The sequence below is a fragment of the uncultured Intestinimonas sp. genome, from assembly GCF_944387245.1.
In the GTDB taxonomy this organism is placed as follows: domain Bacteria; phylum Bacillota; class Clostridia; order Oscillospirales; family Oscillospiraceae; genus Intestinimonas.
Map to the genome: position 1 here is coordinate 1 of NZ_CALXEE010000062.1, position 14,079 is coordinate 14,079.

Here is a 14,079-nt window from a genome sequence, read left to right on the forward strand (position 1 = left end):
TGCGACGCAGCAGGCTGCAACCCTTCTCGCACGTGCTTGCACGTGCGAGAGAGCCTGTCGACTTTGTCGACAGGCTCACGTGTGGTGAAAAATTTCACCACACGTTTGGATAAGTAGGGAAAAAGCGTGGAATAATGCGGTTTAAAAGTTGGAAACAGATACAAAAAAACTAAAAGTTTATGAAGAGAAATTGGTTTTTGACATGTGGTGATTATTTTCACCGTTTTGGTGAAAATAATCACCATTCCTGGGGAGGACTCTCCTGGGCATACTGCCGGCATTTCTTTACAAGGGTAGAGTGATCGACGCCCAGTACCTTGGCGGCCTTCCGCATGGAACCGGTGCGCTCCAGGGTGTGGAGGATGATCTCCCGCTCGTAGGCGGCTACCTGCTGCCGGAGGGGGATGTCCTCCTCCAGGCGGCCAGCCGGGGTGCGCCCGCTGGGGTTGAGGGCATTGAACACGCTGCCACGGGTGACCAGGCCGCCGGAGCTGGTGACCACGATGCGCTCCACCAGGTTTTCCAGTTCCCGGATGTTGCCCGGCCAGTTATAGGCCAGGATGAGCTCCATGCCCTCGGAGCCGATGTGGGCGTTTTTACCGTATTTCTTGTTGAAGCCGCGGCAGAACTGCTCGGTGAGGTAGGGGATGTCCTCCCGCCGTTCCCGGAGGGGCTTGAGCTCGATGGGGACCACATTGAGGCGGTAGTAGAGGTCCTCCCGGAACCGGCCCTGGCGGACCTCCTCCCTCAGATCCTTGTTGGTGGAGGCGATGACCCGGATATCCAAGGGGATAGATTTGCTGCCGCCGATGCGCATGAGCTCCCGTTGCTGGAGCACCCGGAGGAGCTTGGTCTGGAGAGGGAGGGGCATATCGCCGATCTCGTCCAGGAGGATGACGCCGGTGTTGGCCAGCTCAAACATGCCGGCCTTGCCGGCCCGCTTGGCGCCGGTGAAGGCCCCCTCCTCGTAGCCGAAGAGCTCCGATTCCAGCAGCTCGGCAGGGATGGCGGCGCAGTTGACCTTGATGAAGGGCTTGCCCATCCGGTCGCTGCACTGGTAGATCTCGTTGGCCACCAGCTCCTTTCCGGTGCCTGACTCTCCGGTGATGAGGACGGTGACATCGGTGGGGGCGATGGTGCGGATGAGCTGCATGACGGAGGCCATTGCCTGACTGCGGTAGAATATGGTCTTGTCGCCGGCCTGCTGGCGGCGGAGGTAGGCCAGCTCTTCGTTGGCCTTTTTGCTCTCCTCGGTGAGGGTGAGCAGCTGCTGTTCCAGACGTTTGAGCTCCGGGAAATCGCGGGTGTTGGTCACCACCAGCTTGATGTTTCCGTCCTCGTCAAAGACGGGGGTGCCGGTAACCAGCACCTCCTTGTTGAGTTTGAAGATGGTGGCCACCGAGTTTACCCGCATCCGCTTCTCCAGCACCTTGGCGGTAACAGAGCCCTTGTAGAGCTTGCCCTCGGCCTCGATGTCGGAGACCTTGCGGTCCAGGATCTCGGCGGGAAGAATACCGGTGGTACGGGTGTAGGCCTGGTTGATGAAGAGAACGGTGCCCTCGCCGTCGGTGATGTGGATTCCATCGTAGAGGTTGTCGCACACCTCCCGATAATCCACCAACCGGGGGCAGCGGGCCACGACTTGGCGGAACAGCTGGTCGGTCTCATCGGCGGTGACACCGGCAGCCAGAAGAGCGTCTATCCCTTCTTTGAGGGTGTCCACCGCGGCTTGACGGTCGGTCATGAGGGGTCTCCTTTCCGTGAACGGAAGATCAGGGAATAAGCTCGTGCAGCAGGGCCTGGCAGCCCTCCTCCACATCCCGCCAGGTGGCCTCAAAATCCCCAGTGTACCAGGGATCGGCTACCTCGCCGGGACGGTCGGTGTGACTGAGCAGCAAGGAACATTTTACCGCGGGGTCGCCGCTGAATAGCCGGCGCATGTTCCGCAGATTGGCCTCGTCCATGGCGATAAAGAGGTCCCAGTCCTCATAGTCCTCCCGGCGGAGCTGCCGGGCGGTCTTACCGGCGCAGGAGATGCCGTGCTCGGCAAGCTTCCGCCGGGCGGGGGGATAGACAGGATTGCCGAGCTCCTCGGCGCTGGTGGCAGCGGAGGCGATGCGGAACTGAGCCTCCAATCCGGCCTTCTGTACCAGATCCTTCATGACAAATTCCGCCATTGGACTTCTGCAAATGTTGCCATGGCATACGAACAGGATTTTTACCATTTCTTTCCCTCTCTATTTCTCGGAAATATGAGCCTAATTTTCAATATTTCCGAATTTTCAGAACTTTTCAAGCAGCTTCTGCTTTTGCCCTCTCCATAACTCTACAAGAATCTACACCACTGTTCACAAATTTGGTGTAAATCTGGTGTACGGCTCAGCCGCTCCCAACCGCCTTCCGCATGGCGTTTTCCGCCGCCTCGTAGCTGGCGTGGGTATAGACGTTGAGGGTCACGCCCGCGTCGGAGTGCCCCATGAGGTATTGCAGGCTCTTGAGGTCGATCCCGCTGTTGGCCATCTCGGTACAGAAGGTGTGGCGTAGGACGTGGGGCGTGATGGAGGGCAGCTTGTCCTCGTGGGCGTCGTTGTACCGGTCCACGATCCGCTTCATCACATGCTCCAGGTGCATGGCTACCTTGGGCTTCCCGTCCTTGTCCAGGAACAAGAAGCCGGTGTGTCCGTCGATCAGCAGCTCCACCTTGGGCTGTTTGCGACGCTGGACGGCGTTCTGAAAAGCCCGGTATACCTCGTCCGTCATGGGGATGTACCGCTCTCCGCTGGCCGTCTTGGGCTTTTCCACATAGTACTCACAGTGCCTGGTCCGGGTCAACTGCCGCTCCACCTTGATCCGCCGGGCCTCAAAGTCCAGGTCCGCCCAGGTCAGTCCGTAAAGTTCACTGACCCGCATTCCCGTCCCCAGCAGAATGATGATCTCGTCGTAGTACTGGGAATAGTGCCTGCTCTCCCGGATAAAGGTCAGGAACCGCTCTTTGACCTCCCCGGAGATCGCCTGGCGGGTCTTGGAATCGTTGGGCACCACATCGGTGATCTGGAAGGAAAACGGATTGCGTCGGATGATGTCATCCTCCACTGCCATCTCAAAGGCCGGACGCAGGACGCCCCGGACGCTGGTGATGGTGCTGTATCTCCGGCCATCCTGGTACAGTTTGATGAACCACTGTTTGGCATCCGAGGGCTTGATGTCCCGAATCTTCAAGAAGCCAAAGTTCTCCTTGCTCACCAGGTTCAAGACGAACTGATACCCCACCTTTGTGTTATAGCGCACGCCTGTCTTGGTGGCGATATACCGCTTCAAAAGGTCAAGGACGATGATCTCCCCAGCGGCGTAGTCGATCCCGTCGTTGAGTTCCTTCTGGATCGTCTGCTCCTTGACCCGCAGATCCTCCAGGGTGCGGGCGTAGACGCAGACACGCTTGCCTCTGACGTCGGTGTAGCGGTACATATAGGCGCCGTCCTTGCGCTGGCTCTCTCCGTTCCGCAGGACACGGTTTTTGCTGTCTTTTCTCCTTTCAGCCATTCAATATCGCTCCTTTTCAAAAGGAGCCCTGACAGGTAGTATTATACCATATCAGGGCCCCGATTGCCACTACAGTCAAACAGAATACAGACCTTCCAGTGTAGGAGTACAATACATATTGGACAGTTGAATAAAAAAGGATGAAGGATAAGGCCTCATCGGTTAAAGTTGAGTTGCGACACCTAACTTAACGAGAGGGGACCATATCCTTCATGAGCAAGAGTATAACACAGGATATGGCATATCGGCAATCCCTGATGAAATACGCGGAGAAATACGGCGTCAGCCGTGCCAGCCGGAAGTACAACAAGAGTCGGTCGTATATCTACTTCTGGAAGGCCCGCTGGGACGGGAGTGTGGCATCCTTGGCCTGCCAGTCTCGGCGGCCCCATGGCCACCCCAACCAGCATACGGAGGCGGAACTGAAGCTGATCCGCGATATGCGCCGGCGCAACCCAGACCTAGGCATGGTGGAACTGTGGCATCGGCTGCGGAAGCGGGGTTATACCCGCCGCCCGGAGAGCCTGTTCCGTGTCATGCGGAAACTGGGGTTATTTCCTGCCTATGAGAAGAAACAATCCTACAAGCCCAAGCCCTATGAGCAGATGACCTATCCCGGCCAGCGGGTCCAGGTGGATGTGAAAGTAGTACCCTGTAAGTGCATTGCGGACCCGGAGTTGCGTCTATTTCAGTACACCGCTATTGACGAGTTTACCCGCCTGCGCTTCTTGGCCGCCTACCCGGAACAAACAACCTACTCTTCCGCCGACTTTCTGAGAAAGTTGTTCAAGTGGTATGCCCGCCGGGGTATTCAGGTGGAATGCGTTCAGACCGACAACGGTTTTGAGTTCACCAACCGATTCTCCAACAGCAAGCGGGATTTGCCTACCCTCTTTGAGGCCACCGCTGCCACGCTGGGCATCCGACACAAGCTCATCCGTCCCTATACACCCCGCCACAACGGCAAAGTGGAGCGCAGCCACCGGGAGGACCAGAAACGCTTTTATTCTTGCCATAACTTTTACTCTTTGGACGACTTTGCAAAGCAGCTTACCGTTTATAACCGTCGTTCCAATGACTTTCCCATGAGGCCATTGGGCTGGCTTTCTCCCTCTGAGTTCACCGTCCAATATGTTTGACAAACCTACAAGTCAAACAGAATACAGACCTTCCAGATACTTCTCGAAGGACTTGCGCTTGATGAGCCGTTTGCTGCCCACCCACAGCACAAAGGGACAGCAATCTGTATCTGTCAGGGCCCGGAGTTTGTTGATCCCGATCCCGTAGTAGGCCGCCGCTTCCTCCAAAGAGAGGTTTGCCTTCTCCCAAATGGGAACCGTCAGCATGGAAAACACCACCTTTGTTGAATTCCTAAAAACTTAGGTGGCTTATCATAGGCAAGTGTTTTCCAGACTATCAGGGGACGATCAATCCGCGTAGTTGTAGTGAGAAAAGACGATCTCCAGCCGGTTGTGGCCCATGGCTCCGCTGACGGCAGCGACCACCTGGGTGGGGTGCCCCCGGTAGGTGTCGCCGCTCTTTGCATCCCGACCGGAAAGGTGAATGTAATTCTTGGGGTTAAGATCGCCGCCGAACCAGGGCTTTCCCTGGGCTTCTTCCTGCTCCAACTGGCGAAGCAGTGCGGCGCAGTATTCAGCCCGGAAGCGGTGGTTGTCAATGTGGCTGTCATAGGCCGTGAACAGGGGCCTGGCGGCTTCCTGGGCCTTATCCACGATGGAGGTCACACGCTCCTTAAAGTCGTTGAGAACAGGCGCTACACGCTCCTTACCGCCCTTTTCCACTAGCCTGATCCCCACCACCTGGCCCTTTCCGTTCCGCACGCAGTCGTTAGGGGTGATCCTGGTAACAGAGGCCCGGCGGCACCCGCAGGCTTTGGCAACGGTGATCTGATCCTGAAACTTGGAAAACCGCCGCCTGTCGTTCTCCGTTTCCTCCCGGCTGCGGGTGATCTCTGACTTCTTCCGGGAGCGCAGCCCCAATTCCTGTTTGGATAAATCGAAGCCCAACGCCTTGTTGATGGCGGCCATATCTCTGCTCACCGTCCAGGAGGACAGCCCCTTGGCCTCCCGTTCCAGCAAGTAAGCGGCGGCATGGGCCTTGGTGATTTGAGCGGCATTTTTCACCTTGTGGGCGGCAAGCCACTCCGCGAAGGGCTGCATGGCGGCCCGGTAGGTCTCCATGGTGCCGATACTGTAAATTCCATCCACCTTGGCCGGGTTGTAGCCCTCCAAGTTTCCGTGTTCCTTTATGTACGCTTCCTGTGCGGCCTGTTTTGCTTCATGCTTGCTTTGGCCGAACCGAGCCAGTTTAAACATGGCTGACTTACTATATACAAATCCAGAAAAAATTATCAGCACCCACGAAAAGATTTTAATCGTAGGTGCCGTTTTCATTTTGTCAATATAGTTGATTTTATTTTCTGTTTTTGATTATAATATTTTTAATATGATGAGACTGCCGTATCTTAGCGTAGGAGGATAATATTATATGGATGGTTATCAATACGAACAAAAATGTGCGGAACTTCTAAAAGCCAAAGGATTTTCCAAGATTCAGGTCACTCCCGGAAGCGGAGACCAGGGCGTCGATGTAATCGCATATCGGTCTAAGAAAAAATACGGTGTACAGTGCAAATATTATGAGGGGACCGTTGGAAACAAGGCCATACAAGAGGTGTACGCCGGTGCGGCATATTATAATTGCAATATCGCGCTGGTAATCTCAAATTCTACCTTTACGAAATCGGCTAAAGAACTGGCAGATAAATTGAATGTAGAGCTGTGGGAAAATGTTGATGCCATCTATCTTCAAAAGCATACTGCAGAGTACATCAAAAAAGAAAAAGCATTACAGCAAAAGAAAAAAGAACAGCAGCAACAGCGGCGCTTGCAACTCAAGGAGGAAAACCAGCGTAAGAGAGAATTGAGAATAAAAGAAAAAGCCGAAGCAGAGAAACAAGCAAAAGAGTTAGAAGAAAGCGGGGAATTGGATCAAAAGAGGCAGTATATTCAACCCGCCGCTAAACTCCTGTCCGTTTCATTGCATGGATTTGCTTATGTAAAACCTGATGGGACAGTTGCATCATACAGTGAAATTCATAATGGGAAAAGTTATCTTGGAGACGCACTCTGTTTTACTAATATTAAAAGCGTTATATGTACAGACAACGGCATTGTTGGCCTCCGCTATGATGGTTCCTGCATCGCAACGAATCCCGGTTATGGATATGCTTATATCAGTGAATGCAATAATTGGACCAATATTATTGACATTGCCGCTGGAGAGCACCAGGTCGTGGGCCTGCGAAGCGACGGGACCTGCGTTGCCAATATGATCAAACGAAATCCTATGTATGGCGATTATGGGCAGAGCGACGTGTCAGAGTGGAGGAATATTGTCCAGATCGCATGTGGTGAAGACTTTTCGATGGGCTTACAGTCAGATGGCCATGTGGTATTTGCGGGCAAAAGTTATTATTCCAGTTCAAAAGAGATTGCAAATTGGTCCAATATAAAAATGATTGCTGCCTGCGGAAAACTAGCAGCTGGGCTGACAAATGAGGGGAAAATAATTAATACAGGTGGCGTTCCCACCGCTGGAATAAAACCCGAAAAAGGTATTCTCCAGCTTGGAATATTCGGGCTCAATATATACGCACTTTATGCAGATGGGTCGGTCGGTTGTGGCGGAGAGAGGCAGAGTCTCAAAATTGAAGAGAAAGATATTATTTCGCTTGTAAGCAGTTCACATTACCCCTTTCTATGCGTCTTGAAAAAAACGGGAGAGATACATACTTATGGTTATGGCCGAAAGCCGGGATTTGTATTTGATCCTAATAATTCCCGCATTTTTGAAAATTACGACCAATTATTAGAAGAAAAGGCCCGGCAAAAGGAACGGCGGGATCAAGGGCTCTGCCAGCATTGCGGAGGCGCTTTCAAGGGTATCATCGTGAAAAAATGCTCTGTATGTCAAAGAAAAAAGGACTATTAGCTTTGTTCACAGGCAGATAAAAATATTAGAGTATTGAGAGCTAAATCAGAGAATAACAGTGGTATCACTATCCCACGGCACTACATGAACCAAAATTTTTCCCACCATAGGCAAAAGCAGATGAGATTCACACACAGCACAATCAAGCCCCAGGTCTGACCGGCAGTACCGGCCCGACCTGGGGCTTTTGTCAGGGCTCCATGTAGTTAAATTTGGTGTAAGTGTGGTGTAAATCAGGAGGGCCCAGACTTGAAAAGTGCTGAAATCACAGGGGGTTCCGGTTTTCCGTCCTGCTCCTGCCGTGACATACAAACAGTATTTTGATCATGGAGATTCCTTCCCAAGCCTGGGTGGGCTTTTCAATGGTTTCTATAATATTTTATCATAACCCAGGGGTGAAATCCACTCTTGATGGGTGAAAAAGAGAGGAGGGCGGCATGTTATGCCGTCCTCCTAAGAGCGTCTAAGACAGTATATAGTAAAGGTCATCTCCAGAGAAGGTGACTCGAATCCCCTTGTGCCGATAGTAGTCACGGATAACGCGGAGGGCACCCTCTTTTTGCTCCGGGGTGCAGCAGCACGCTCCCGGGGGTTCCAGGCAGGCGGTGGTGTGGTCTTTGTAGGTCACATGGTAGCGGATACCTTCCTCTCGCAGTTGGTTGTTGAGCAGGATCAGGTCTTGATAATCAATGTCCACTGCTGTCACATCCTTTCATTCCACGGGGACACACGCCGGGTTGACATGGATCATGATGTGCTTGACATCCGGGAAGTTGTGCTCCACGTCGGTGTGGACCTGTTCCGCGATCTCGTGGGCCTCCCTCAAGGATTTGTCCCCATCCACCTGAATCTCCAGGTCGACATAGACCTTGTTGCCGAACATTCTGGAGCGGAGCAGGTCCACGCAGATCACGCCCTTCTCGTCGGCCACGTAATCCCGCAGGGTCTGTTCGTAGGCAGCACCGCAGGAGGTGTCCAGCAGCTTTGCGACAGCGTCCTTTAGAATGTCGTAGGAGACCTTGAGGATGAAGAGGCAGATGACCACGCTGGCCACCGAGTCCAGCACCGGGAAGCCCAGCATGGCGCCGGCGATGCCGATGAGGGAACCGATGGAGGACAGGGCGTCGGAGCGGTGGTGCCAGGCGTCGGCCAGGAAGGCGCTGGAGTTGATGAGCTTGGCGTAGTAGCGGGTGTACCAGTACATGGCCTCCTTGCCCACGATGGAGATCACCGCCGCCACCAGGGCGATGGCACTGGGGATGGCGATGGTTTCATAGCGGCCGGAGAGAATGGTCTCCAGGCCCACTTTGCCGATGCCCAGACCGGTGATCATCAGAACGGCGCCCAGCAGCAGAGAGGCGATGCACTCCAGGCGCTCGTGGCCGTAGGGGTGGGCGGAGTCTGACGCCTTTTTGGAGATCTTGACTCCGATCCAGGCGATGAGGGTGGTGAGTACGTCGGAGAAGGAATGAATGGCGTCTGAAATCATAGCGCTGGAATTGCCTGTGATACCGGCGAAGAACTTGAAGCCGGACAAAACCGTATTTCCGGCAATGCTGACAAAGGAAAGCTTACGAATAACGGCTTCTTCGTTGAGTTCCCTCTGCTGGGCAGCGGATGAAAGCTGCGGCTGTTTTTTCGCGGTCATAAGAATACCCCCTGTTGACACCATGGAATGGATGTGTTGACCTCTTGTAAGCACTCCACCGAGATGGCTCGTTCCGGGATGGGTATAAAAAAACACACCTGTGGAACATACAACTGTCCCACAGATGCGTCAAAACCATCTGCTGCCGCAATGGCGGCCCGGCCCCATGCCCATTCGGGCATCGCCTGCTCAGTTTGTACTGTTGATCTCGCATCCCTCACGGGATGTAATGCAGTGCAAAGAGTTGTCTAACTCTACCATATTTTATGCGCGGCGTCAAGAGAGGTTCTGTATCAATTTTCCTGAGGAGCGGCCTCGTCCTCCGGTGCGCTCTCCACAGCGGGGAGCTCCTCCCGGTGGAGCTTGACCCCCACGCAGCGGTTGATGGGGGTACCCAGGTTGTGGAACTTCTCCTCGTAGTCGGTCATAATGCCGCAGATGCCGTTGGCGTGGAGATCGCGGGTGACCTCCCGCAGCTCATAGCCCGCCTTGGGGAACTGGAAGAGGGACCACTCAAAGAGGCCCCGATTGTCGGTCTTGAAGTGGATTTCTCCGCCGTCCCGCAGGACGCCCCGGTATCGCTCCAGAAAGTCCGGATGGGTGAGGCGGCGCTTGGCGTGGCGGTTGGTGGGCCAGGGGTCGCAGAAGTTGATATAGATGCGCTCCACCTCGTCGGGGGCGAAGTAGGACCGGAGATCGGCCACATCGGCGTCGATGAAGCGGACGTTTTTGAGCCCCATGGCCTTGGCCCGCTCCATGGCGATGACCATGGCGTCGGGGACCCGCTCGATGGCAATGAAGAGGACCTCCGGCTCGGCGGCGGCGGTCTCACAGGTGAAACGGCCCTTGCCGCAGCCCAGCTCCAGCCGCAGCTGGCAGTCCGGGGCCAGCAGCTCCCGCCAGTGTCCCTGCCAGTTCTGGGGGTCCTTGATCTGATAGTCCGCACAACGCTCCATCCGGGGGATGAGGTTGGGTTTCTTCCGCATACGCATGGGGAGCACTCCTCCTAAAAATTCTCATGATCCGGGTGACAGTCTACCACATTTCCGGCGGAAAGTCGAACCTTTTCTGGGGCGGACAAAGGGCCGGGGGCCGCGCGGCGCGGCCCCCGGCCCTTCAGCGCGGGGAAAGGATCAGATTTCCGTGGCGACGATGATGCGGATGCGGCCGCCGGCGGAGCAGCCCAGGTCGTCATACCAGCCGGTGAGGGAATAGTTCCCCGCATCCAGCTCCGAGAGGGTGGTGAGATAGTAGCCGGTGCCGGAGACGCCGCTGTCCTTCAAAAGGACCTGGACGTTTTCATCCAGCAGATACTTCTGGTTGTCGGCCATGGCATAGAGGTCGTGGAGCTCGGTGAGGTGCACCGAGGAGAGCTGGCGCAGGCTTTTGATCTGCCCGTCCTCATACTGGATGAGGGCGCCCCCCACGGAGATATTGTAGATGGTGGAGCCGCTGATGGTGGACTGGGCCCCGTCCAGCAGATAGGTGTAGGTCCCGCTGACGCTCATGTCGCTGTTGGAGCTGGAGGCGCCGGTGACGTAGACATAGGTCAGGGTGTCCCCGGTGACCTCGTCCAGGATCAGCCGGTCGATCTCGCCGTTTTCATTCAGGGAGTAGTAGCGCACGTCCCCGGACTTGAGCTGGACGCCGGCGAGCCGGTCGGGATAGAGCCGGGCATAGCCGCCGCTGCCGTCGGTGTCCAGGATCTCCGCGTCGTCGGCCAGGTCGTATCCCGCCAGGCGGGTGCCGTCGCTGTTGAAGGCGCCGGTGAGGGGCCGGGTGGAGAGGGCCTTGACGGTGGTGCCCTCCTCATCCACGGTCACGGTCACCAGGCGTCCGGCGGTGAAGGCCGAGCCGCTGTGGTAGAAGGTGCGGACCGTCCCGTCGGAGCAGGCCACCTCGGTGGTGGTCTGGACGCCGGCGCCGCTGTCCGCCCCGGTGGCGGAGGTGGCAGCCGCCTTGGAGCTGGAGAGGACCACCCCGCAGTAGGCGCCGCTGCTCTCCGCCGCGGTGACGGCGGAGACCACCTGGCCGTTCATGCCCAGCAGGAGGGTAACGGTGTCGCCGGCGGCGAAGCTGCCCTGGCTGGAGAACTGGTAGACGGCGGTGGAGGTGCCCAGGGTGTAGGTGCCGCCGGCCACGGTGACCGAGGTGGGGGCGGCGCTGTCGGGCGACACGGCGGTGAGGGTGCCGGTGACCCGGTCGCTGTACACCCAAACGGTGCGCATGTTTTCATTGTAATAGTACACGTCATACCGGCTGACGGCGGAGAGGTCGGAGAGGCTGCCGTTGCGGTACACGGTGATATTGTCCGTGCCGAAGGGTAGGCTGAGGGTGCCGCCGGAGCTGATGTAGGGGCCCTTGGTGTCGTTGGTGACCAGGGTGGAGTAGTCCACCTCGCCGTTGGTGACGGTGTAGCCCAGGGTGGTGCCGTACACCGTGCCGGCGCTGTTCTGGCAGGTGAGGAGGTTATAGAAGAGGATGACGCAGTCCTCCCGGGTGAGGGTCTGGCCCTGGACGGCGCTCAGGTCGTCCAGCAGGCCGATGGATTTGGACTTGGAGAGCTGGGCGTCAGGGAAGGAACCGGCCAGAGAGCCGGAGTCATAGCCCAGCAGCCGCAGCAGGGCGGTGCAGGCCTCTTCCAAAGTGATGGTGTTGTCGGGGCGGAAGGAGCCGTCCACGTAGCCGGTGACCCACCCCTGCTCCACGGCCAGCTTGATGTAGCCGTTGGCCCAGCAGCCGCTCTTCACATCGGTAAAAAGGGAGGCGGTGCTGCTGCCCACGGAGTCCTTATAGGTGGAGGCGGCAGTCATCATCTTGACGAACTCCGCCCGGGTCACGGGGGCGGAGAGGTTCAGGTTTCCGTTCTCGTCGCCGGAGAGGATGCCCAGCACCCGGACGGTCTCCAGCATAGTGTCCTCGTCCGCCGCCAGGGCAGCTGGCGCGGCCAGGGAAAGGGTCAGTGCCAGGGCGGCCAGAAGGGAAAGAAGTCTTTTTTTCATCCCAAATACTCCTTATATCAATACTTTGTGCGTACGGGAGCTCAGTCGTAGTGCAGGGCGTCGATGGGGTTGAGCCGGGCAGCCTTTTTGGCGGGCAGGTAGCCGAAGAGGATGCCGATACCCACCGAGATGCCGAAGGCCAGGACCACAGCGGAGAGAGTGGGGGCCACGGTGAGAGTCTCCTCCATGAGCCGGGTGACCACCGTGGAGGCCGCCATGGAGAGACCGTCCCCCAGGAGGATGCCGATGATACCGCCCAGGGCGCTGGTGCAGGCCGCCTCGATGACGAACTGCTCCATGATGTAGCGCTCCTTGGCGCCCAGAGACTTGCGGATGCCGATCTCCCGGGTGCGCTCTGTGACGGAGACCAGCATGATGTTCATGATGCCGATGCCGCCCACCACCAGGGAGATAGCGGCGATGCCGGCCAGGACGCCCACCAGGATGTTGATCATGCTGGTCATAGTCTCCAGCATCTCGGCCATGCTGGTGACGGTGTAGTAGTCATCGCTGGCAAAGACCTGATAAAGGGCGGACTCCAGCACGGCCACGCTCTCGTCGATGTGGTCCTCGTCCCGCATAGTGAGGACGTAGCTGCTCACGTCCCCGGCGATACGGGAGGCGGTGGTGTAGGGGAGGTAGAGGCAGTCGTCGCTGCCCCCCTCCTCCAGGTCCTCGCCGGATTGGGCCAGAACCCCCACGATGGTGAGGCTCTGGCCGCCCACCCGCAGGGTCTGGCCTACGGCGTTGCCGCCGTAGTAGGCCTGGTCCAGATAGGCGCCGATGACGCAGACCTTGTTTCGGGTGGCCATGTCGCTGTACTGGAGCCCCCGGCCGGAGGCCACCGTGTCGCCGGAGATGGAGAAGTAGTCCTCGCTGACCCCTGGACGGAGGTGGAGGAGACGGTGTCGGAGCCGATCTTCACATAGCCGGGCATGGTGACGGTGGGGGAGCACAAGTCCAGGTACTGACTGTTCTCGTCCACAATCTCATACATCTCGTCCACGCTGAGGGTCCGGGTGGAGCCACGGGACATGACGGAGACGGTGAGGGTGTTGGTACCCATGTCGGAGAAGCTGTCGGTGACATACTGCTCCAGGCCGTTGCCCAGGCCCACGATGACGATGACGGCGGCCACGCCGATGATGATACCCAGCATGGTGAGGAGGGTGCGGGTCTTGCTGGAGACGATGTTCTTAAGGGCCAGCTCCAGGGATTCCAGGATGCTCATGAGGGGACACCTCCGAACCGCCCCACGGCGTTGGGGGTGACCACGGCCTCCGGCGCGTCAGATGGACCGTCGTAGATGATGTGCCCGTCCTCCAGGCGGATGATGCGCTGGGCCTGGACGGCGATGGAGTTGTCGTGGGTGATGAGGACCACGGTGTGTCCGGCGGCGTGGAGCTCCTGGAGGATGCCCAGCACCTCCCGTCCGGTGCGGGAATCCAGGGCGCCGGTGGGCTCGTCAGCCAGGATCACCGATGGCTCCCCCACCAGGGCCCGGGCGATAGACACCCGCTGCTGCTGGCTGCCGGAGAGCTCGTTGGGTCTGTGCTTCATCTTGTCGGCCAGGCCCACCATCTCCAGGGCGACCATGGCCCGCTCCCGGCGCTCCTTTTTGGGGACGCCGGCGTACATCAGGGGGACCTCCACGTTTTCCAGGAGGTTGAGCTTGGGCAGCAGGTTATACTGTTGGAAGATGAAGCCCAGCAGCTCGTTGCGGATCTCGGCCAGCTCGTTTTTGTTCATCTGGCCCACGTCCCGGCCATCTAACAAGTAGGTGCCCTCTGAGGGGACGTCCAGACAGCCGATGATGTTCATGCAGGTGGACTTGCCGGAGCCGGACTGGCCCACGATGGCCACGAACTCCCCCTT

At 57.4% G+C, this 14,079-nt stretch carries 12 protein-coding genes, 1 pseudogene and 1 riboswitch; of the genes and pseudogenes, 2 read left to right on the top strand and 11 right to left on the bottom strand.

Features of this window, described 5'->3' with window-relative positions; genetic code table 11:
• Positions 1–238: 238 nt before the first annotated feature.
• The 3 genes from Q0K15_RS08495 to Q0K15_RS08505 all read right to left on the bottom strand — a co-directional run bounded on the left by Q0K15_RS08495 (position 239) and on the right by Q0K15_RS08505 (position 3,540).
• The gene (locus tag Q0K15_RS08495) at positions 239–1,744 is read right to left on the bottom strand and encodes a sigma 54-interacting transcriptional regulator (protein WP_294515243.1); all 1,506 of its coding nucleotides are present in this window, start codon (positions 1,742–1,744) and stop codon (positions 239–241) included.
• Between the two features lie 28 nt (positions 1,745–1,772).
• On the bottom strand, positions 1,773–2,225 hold the full coding sequence (locus Q0K15_RS08500) for a low molecular weight protein-tyrosine-phosphatase (protein WP_294515245.1): 453 nt from the start codon (positions 2,223–2,225) through the stop codon (positions 1,773–1,775).
• Between the two features lie 154 nt (positions 2,226–2,379).
• The gene (locus Q0K15_RS08505) at positions 2,380–3,540 is read right to left on the bottom strand and encodes a site-specific integrase (protein ID WP_294515247.1); all 1,161 of its coding nucleotides are present in this window, start codon (positions 3,538–3,540) and stop codon (positions 2,380–2,382) included.
• 236 nt (positions 3,541–3,776) lie between these two features.
• Here Q0K15_RS08505 and Q0K15_RS08510 point away from each other — a divergent pair, with 236 nt between their 5' ends.
• Positions 3,777–4,679, top strand: a complete 903-nt coding sequence (locus Q0K15_RS08510; RefSeq protein WP_294515250.1) for a DDE-type integrase/transposase/recombinase — start codon at positions 3,777–3,779, stop codon at positions 4,677–4,679.
• Positions 4,680–4,691: 12 nt separating this feature from the next.
• On the opposite strand, the gene Q0K15_RS08515 is transcribed toward Q0K15_RS08510, so the two are convergent.
• Both Q0K15_RS08515 and Q0K15_RS08520 read right to left on the bottom strand, forming a co-directional pair.
• Positions 4,692–4,886, bottom strand: coding sequence for an excisionase (locus Q0K15_RS08515; RefSeq protein WP_294515252.1), 195 nt, complete (start codon positions 4,884–4,886; stop codon positions 4,692–4,694).
• Between the two features lie 81 nt (positions 4,887–4,967).
• A complete protein-coding gene (locus Q0K15_RS08520) occupies positions 4,968–5,792 on the bottom strand; it encodes a site-specific integrase (RefSeq protein WP_294515254.1) in 825 nt (274 codons plus the stop codon).
• Positions 5,793–6,048: 256 nt separating this feature from the next.
• Here Q0K15_RS08520 and Q0K15_RS08525 point away from each other — a divergent pair, with 256 nt between their 5' ends.
• Positions 6,049–7,554, top strand: a complete 1,506-nt coding sequence (locus Q0K15_RS08525) for a restriction endonuclease (protein ID WP_294515256.1) — start codon at positions 6,049–6,051, stop codon at positions 7,552–7,554.
• 712 nt (positions 7,555–8,266) lie between these two features.
• Here Q0K15_RS08525 and Q0K15_RS08530 read toward each other — a convergent pair.
• The 6 genes and pseudogenes from Q0K15_RS08530 to Q0K15_RS08550 form a co-directional block, all read right to left on the bottom strand.
• The gene (locus Q0K15_RS08530; protein ID WP_294515258.1) at positions 8,267–9,202 is read right to left on the bottom strand and encodes a cation diffusion facilitator family transporter; all 936 of its coding nucleotides are present in this window, start codon (positions 9,200–9,202) and stop codon (positions 8,267–8,269) included.
• A gap of 111 nt (positions 9,203–9,313) precedes the next feature.
• Positions 9,314–9,405, bottom strand: a riboswitch (NiCo riboswitch).
• 90 nt (positions 9,406–9,495) lie between these two features.
• Positions 9,496–10,194, bottom strand: coding sequence for a tRNA (guanosine(46)-N7)-methyltransferase TrmB (gene trmB, locus Q0K15_RS08535; RefSeq protein WP_294515260.1), 699 nt, complete (start codon positions 10,192–10,194; stop codon positions 9,496–9,498).
• 141 nt (positions 10,195–10,335) lie between these two features.
• Positions 10,336–12,204 carry an S-layer homology domain-containing protein gene (locus Q0K15_RS08540; RefSeq protein WP_294515262.1) on the bottom strand — a complete coding sequence of 623 codons (1,869 nt, stop codon included), beginning with the start codon at positions 12,202–12,204 and terminating at the stop codon, positions 10,336–10,338.
• Positions 12,205–12,245: 41 nt separating this feature from the next.
• Positions 12,246–12,785 (bottom strand): FtsX-like permease family protein, encoded by a 540-nt coding sequence (locus Q0K15_RS11135; RefSeq protein WP_365933681.1) that lies wholly within the window; start codon positions 12,783–12,785, stop codon positions 12,246–12,248.
• 18 nt (positions 12,786–12,803) lie between these two features.
• Positions 12,804–13,435, bottom strand: a pseudogene (locus Q0K15_RS11140) (ABC transporter permease); the annotation flags it as partial.
• On the bottom strand, positions 13,432–14,079 hold a 648-nt coding region (locus Q0K15_RS08550; protein ID WP_294515264.1), incomplete at its 5' end, for an ABC transporter ATP-binding protein. The pseudogene Q0K15_RS11140 and the gene Q0K15_RS08550, both read right to left, overlap by 4 nt.

Bases quoted from the DNA above. Each gene is read 5' to 3' on its own strand.
- Q0K15_RS08500 (WP_294515245.1), bottom strand. From the start codon at position 2,225: ATGGTAAAAATCCTGTTCGTATGCCATGGCAACATTTGCAGAAGTCCA.
- Q0K15_RS08510 (WP_294515250.1), top strand. From the start codon at position 3,777: ATGGCATATCGGCAATCCCTGATGAAATACGCGGAGAAATACGGCGTC.
- Q0K15_RS11135 (WP_365933681.1), bottom strand. From the start codon at position 12,785: ATGCGGGACGAGGACCACATCGACGAGAGCGTGGCCGTGCTGGAGTCC.
- Q0K15_RS08525 (WP_294515256.1), top strand. From the start codon at position 6,049: ATGGATGGTTATCAATACGAACAAAAATGTGCGGAACTTCTAAAAGCC.
- Q0K15_RS08530 (WP_294515258.1), bottom strand. From the start codon at position 9,202: ATGACCGCGAAAAAACAGCCGCAGCTTTCATCCGCTGCCCAGCAGAGG.
- Q0K15_RS08515 (WP_294515252.1), bottom strand. From the start codon at position 4,886: ATGCTGACGGTTCCCATTTGGGAGAAGGCAAACCTCTCTTTGGAGGAA.
- Q0K15_RS08495 (WP_294515243.1), bottom strand. From the start codon at position 1,744: ATGACCGACCGTCAAGCCGCGGTGGACACCCTCAAAGAAGGGATAGAC.
- Q0K15_RS08505 (WP_294515247.1), bottom strand. From the start codon at position 3,540: ATGGCTGAAAGGAGAAAAGACAGCAAAAACCGTGTCCTGCGGAACGGA.
- Q0K15_RS08540 (WP_294515262.1), bottom strand. From the start codon at position 12,204: ATGAAAAAAAGACTTCTTTCCCTTCTGGCCGCCCTGGCACTGACCCTT.
- trmB (WP_294515260.1), bottom strand. From the start codon at position 10,194: ATGCGTATGCGGAAGAAACCCAACCTCATCCCCCGGATGGAGCGTTGT.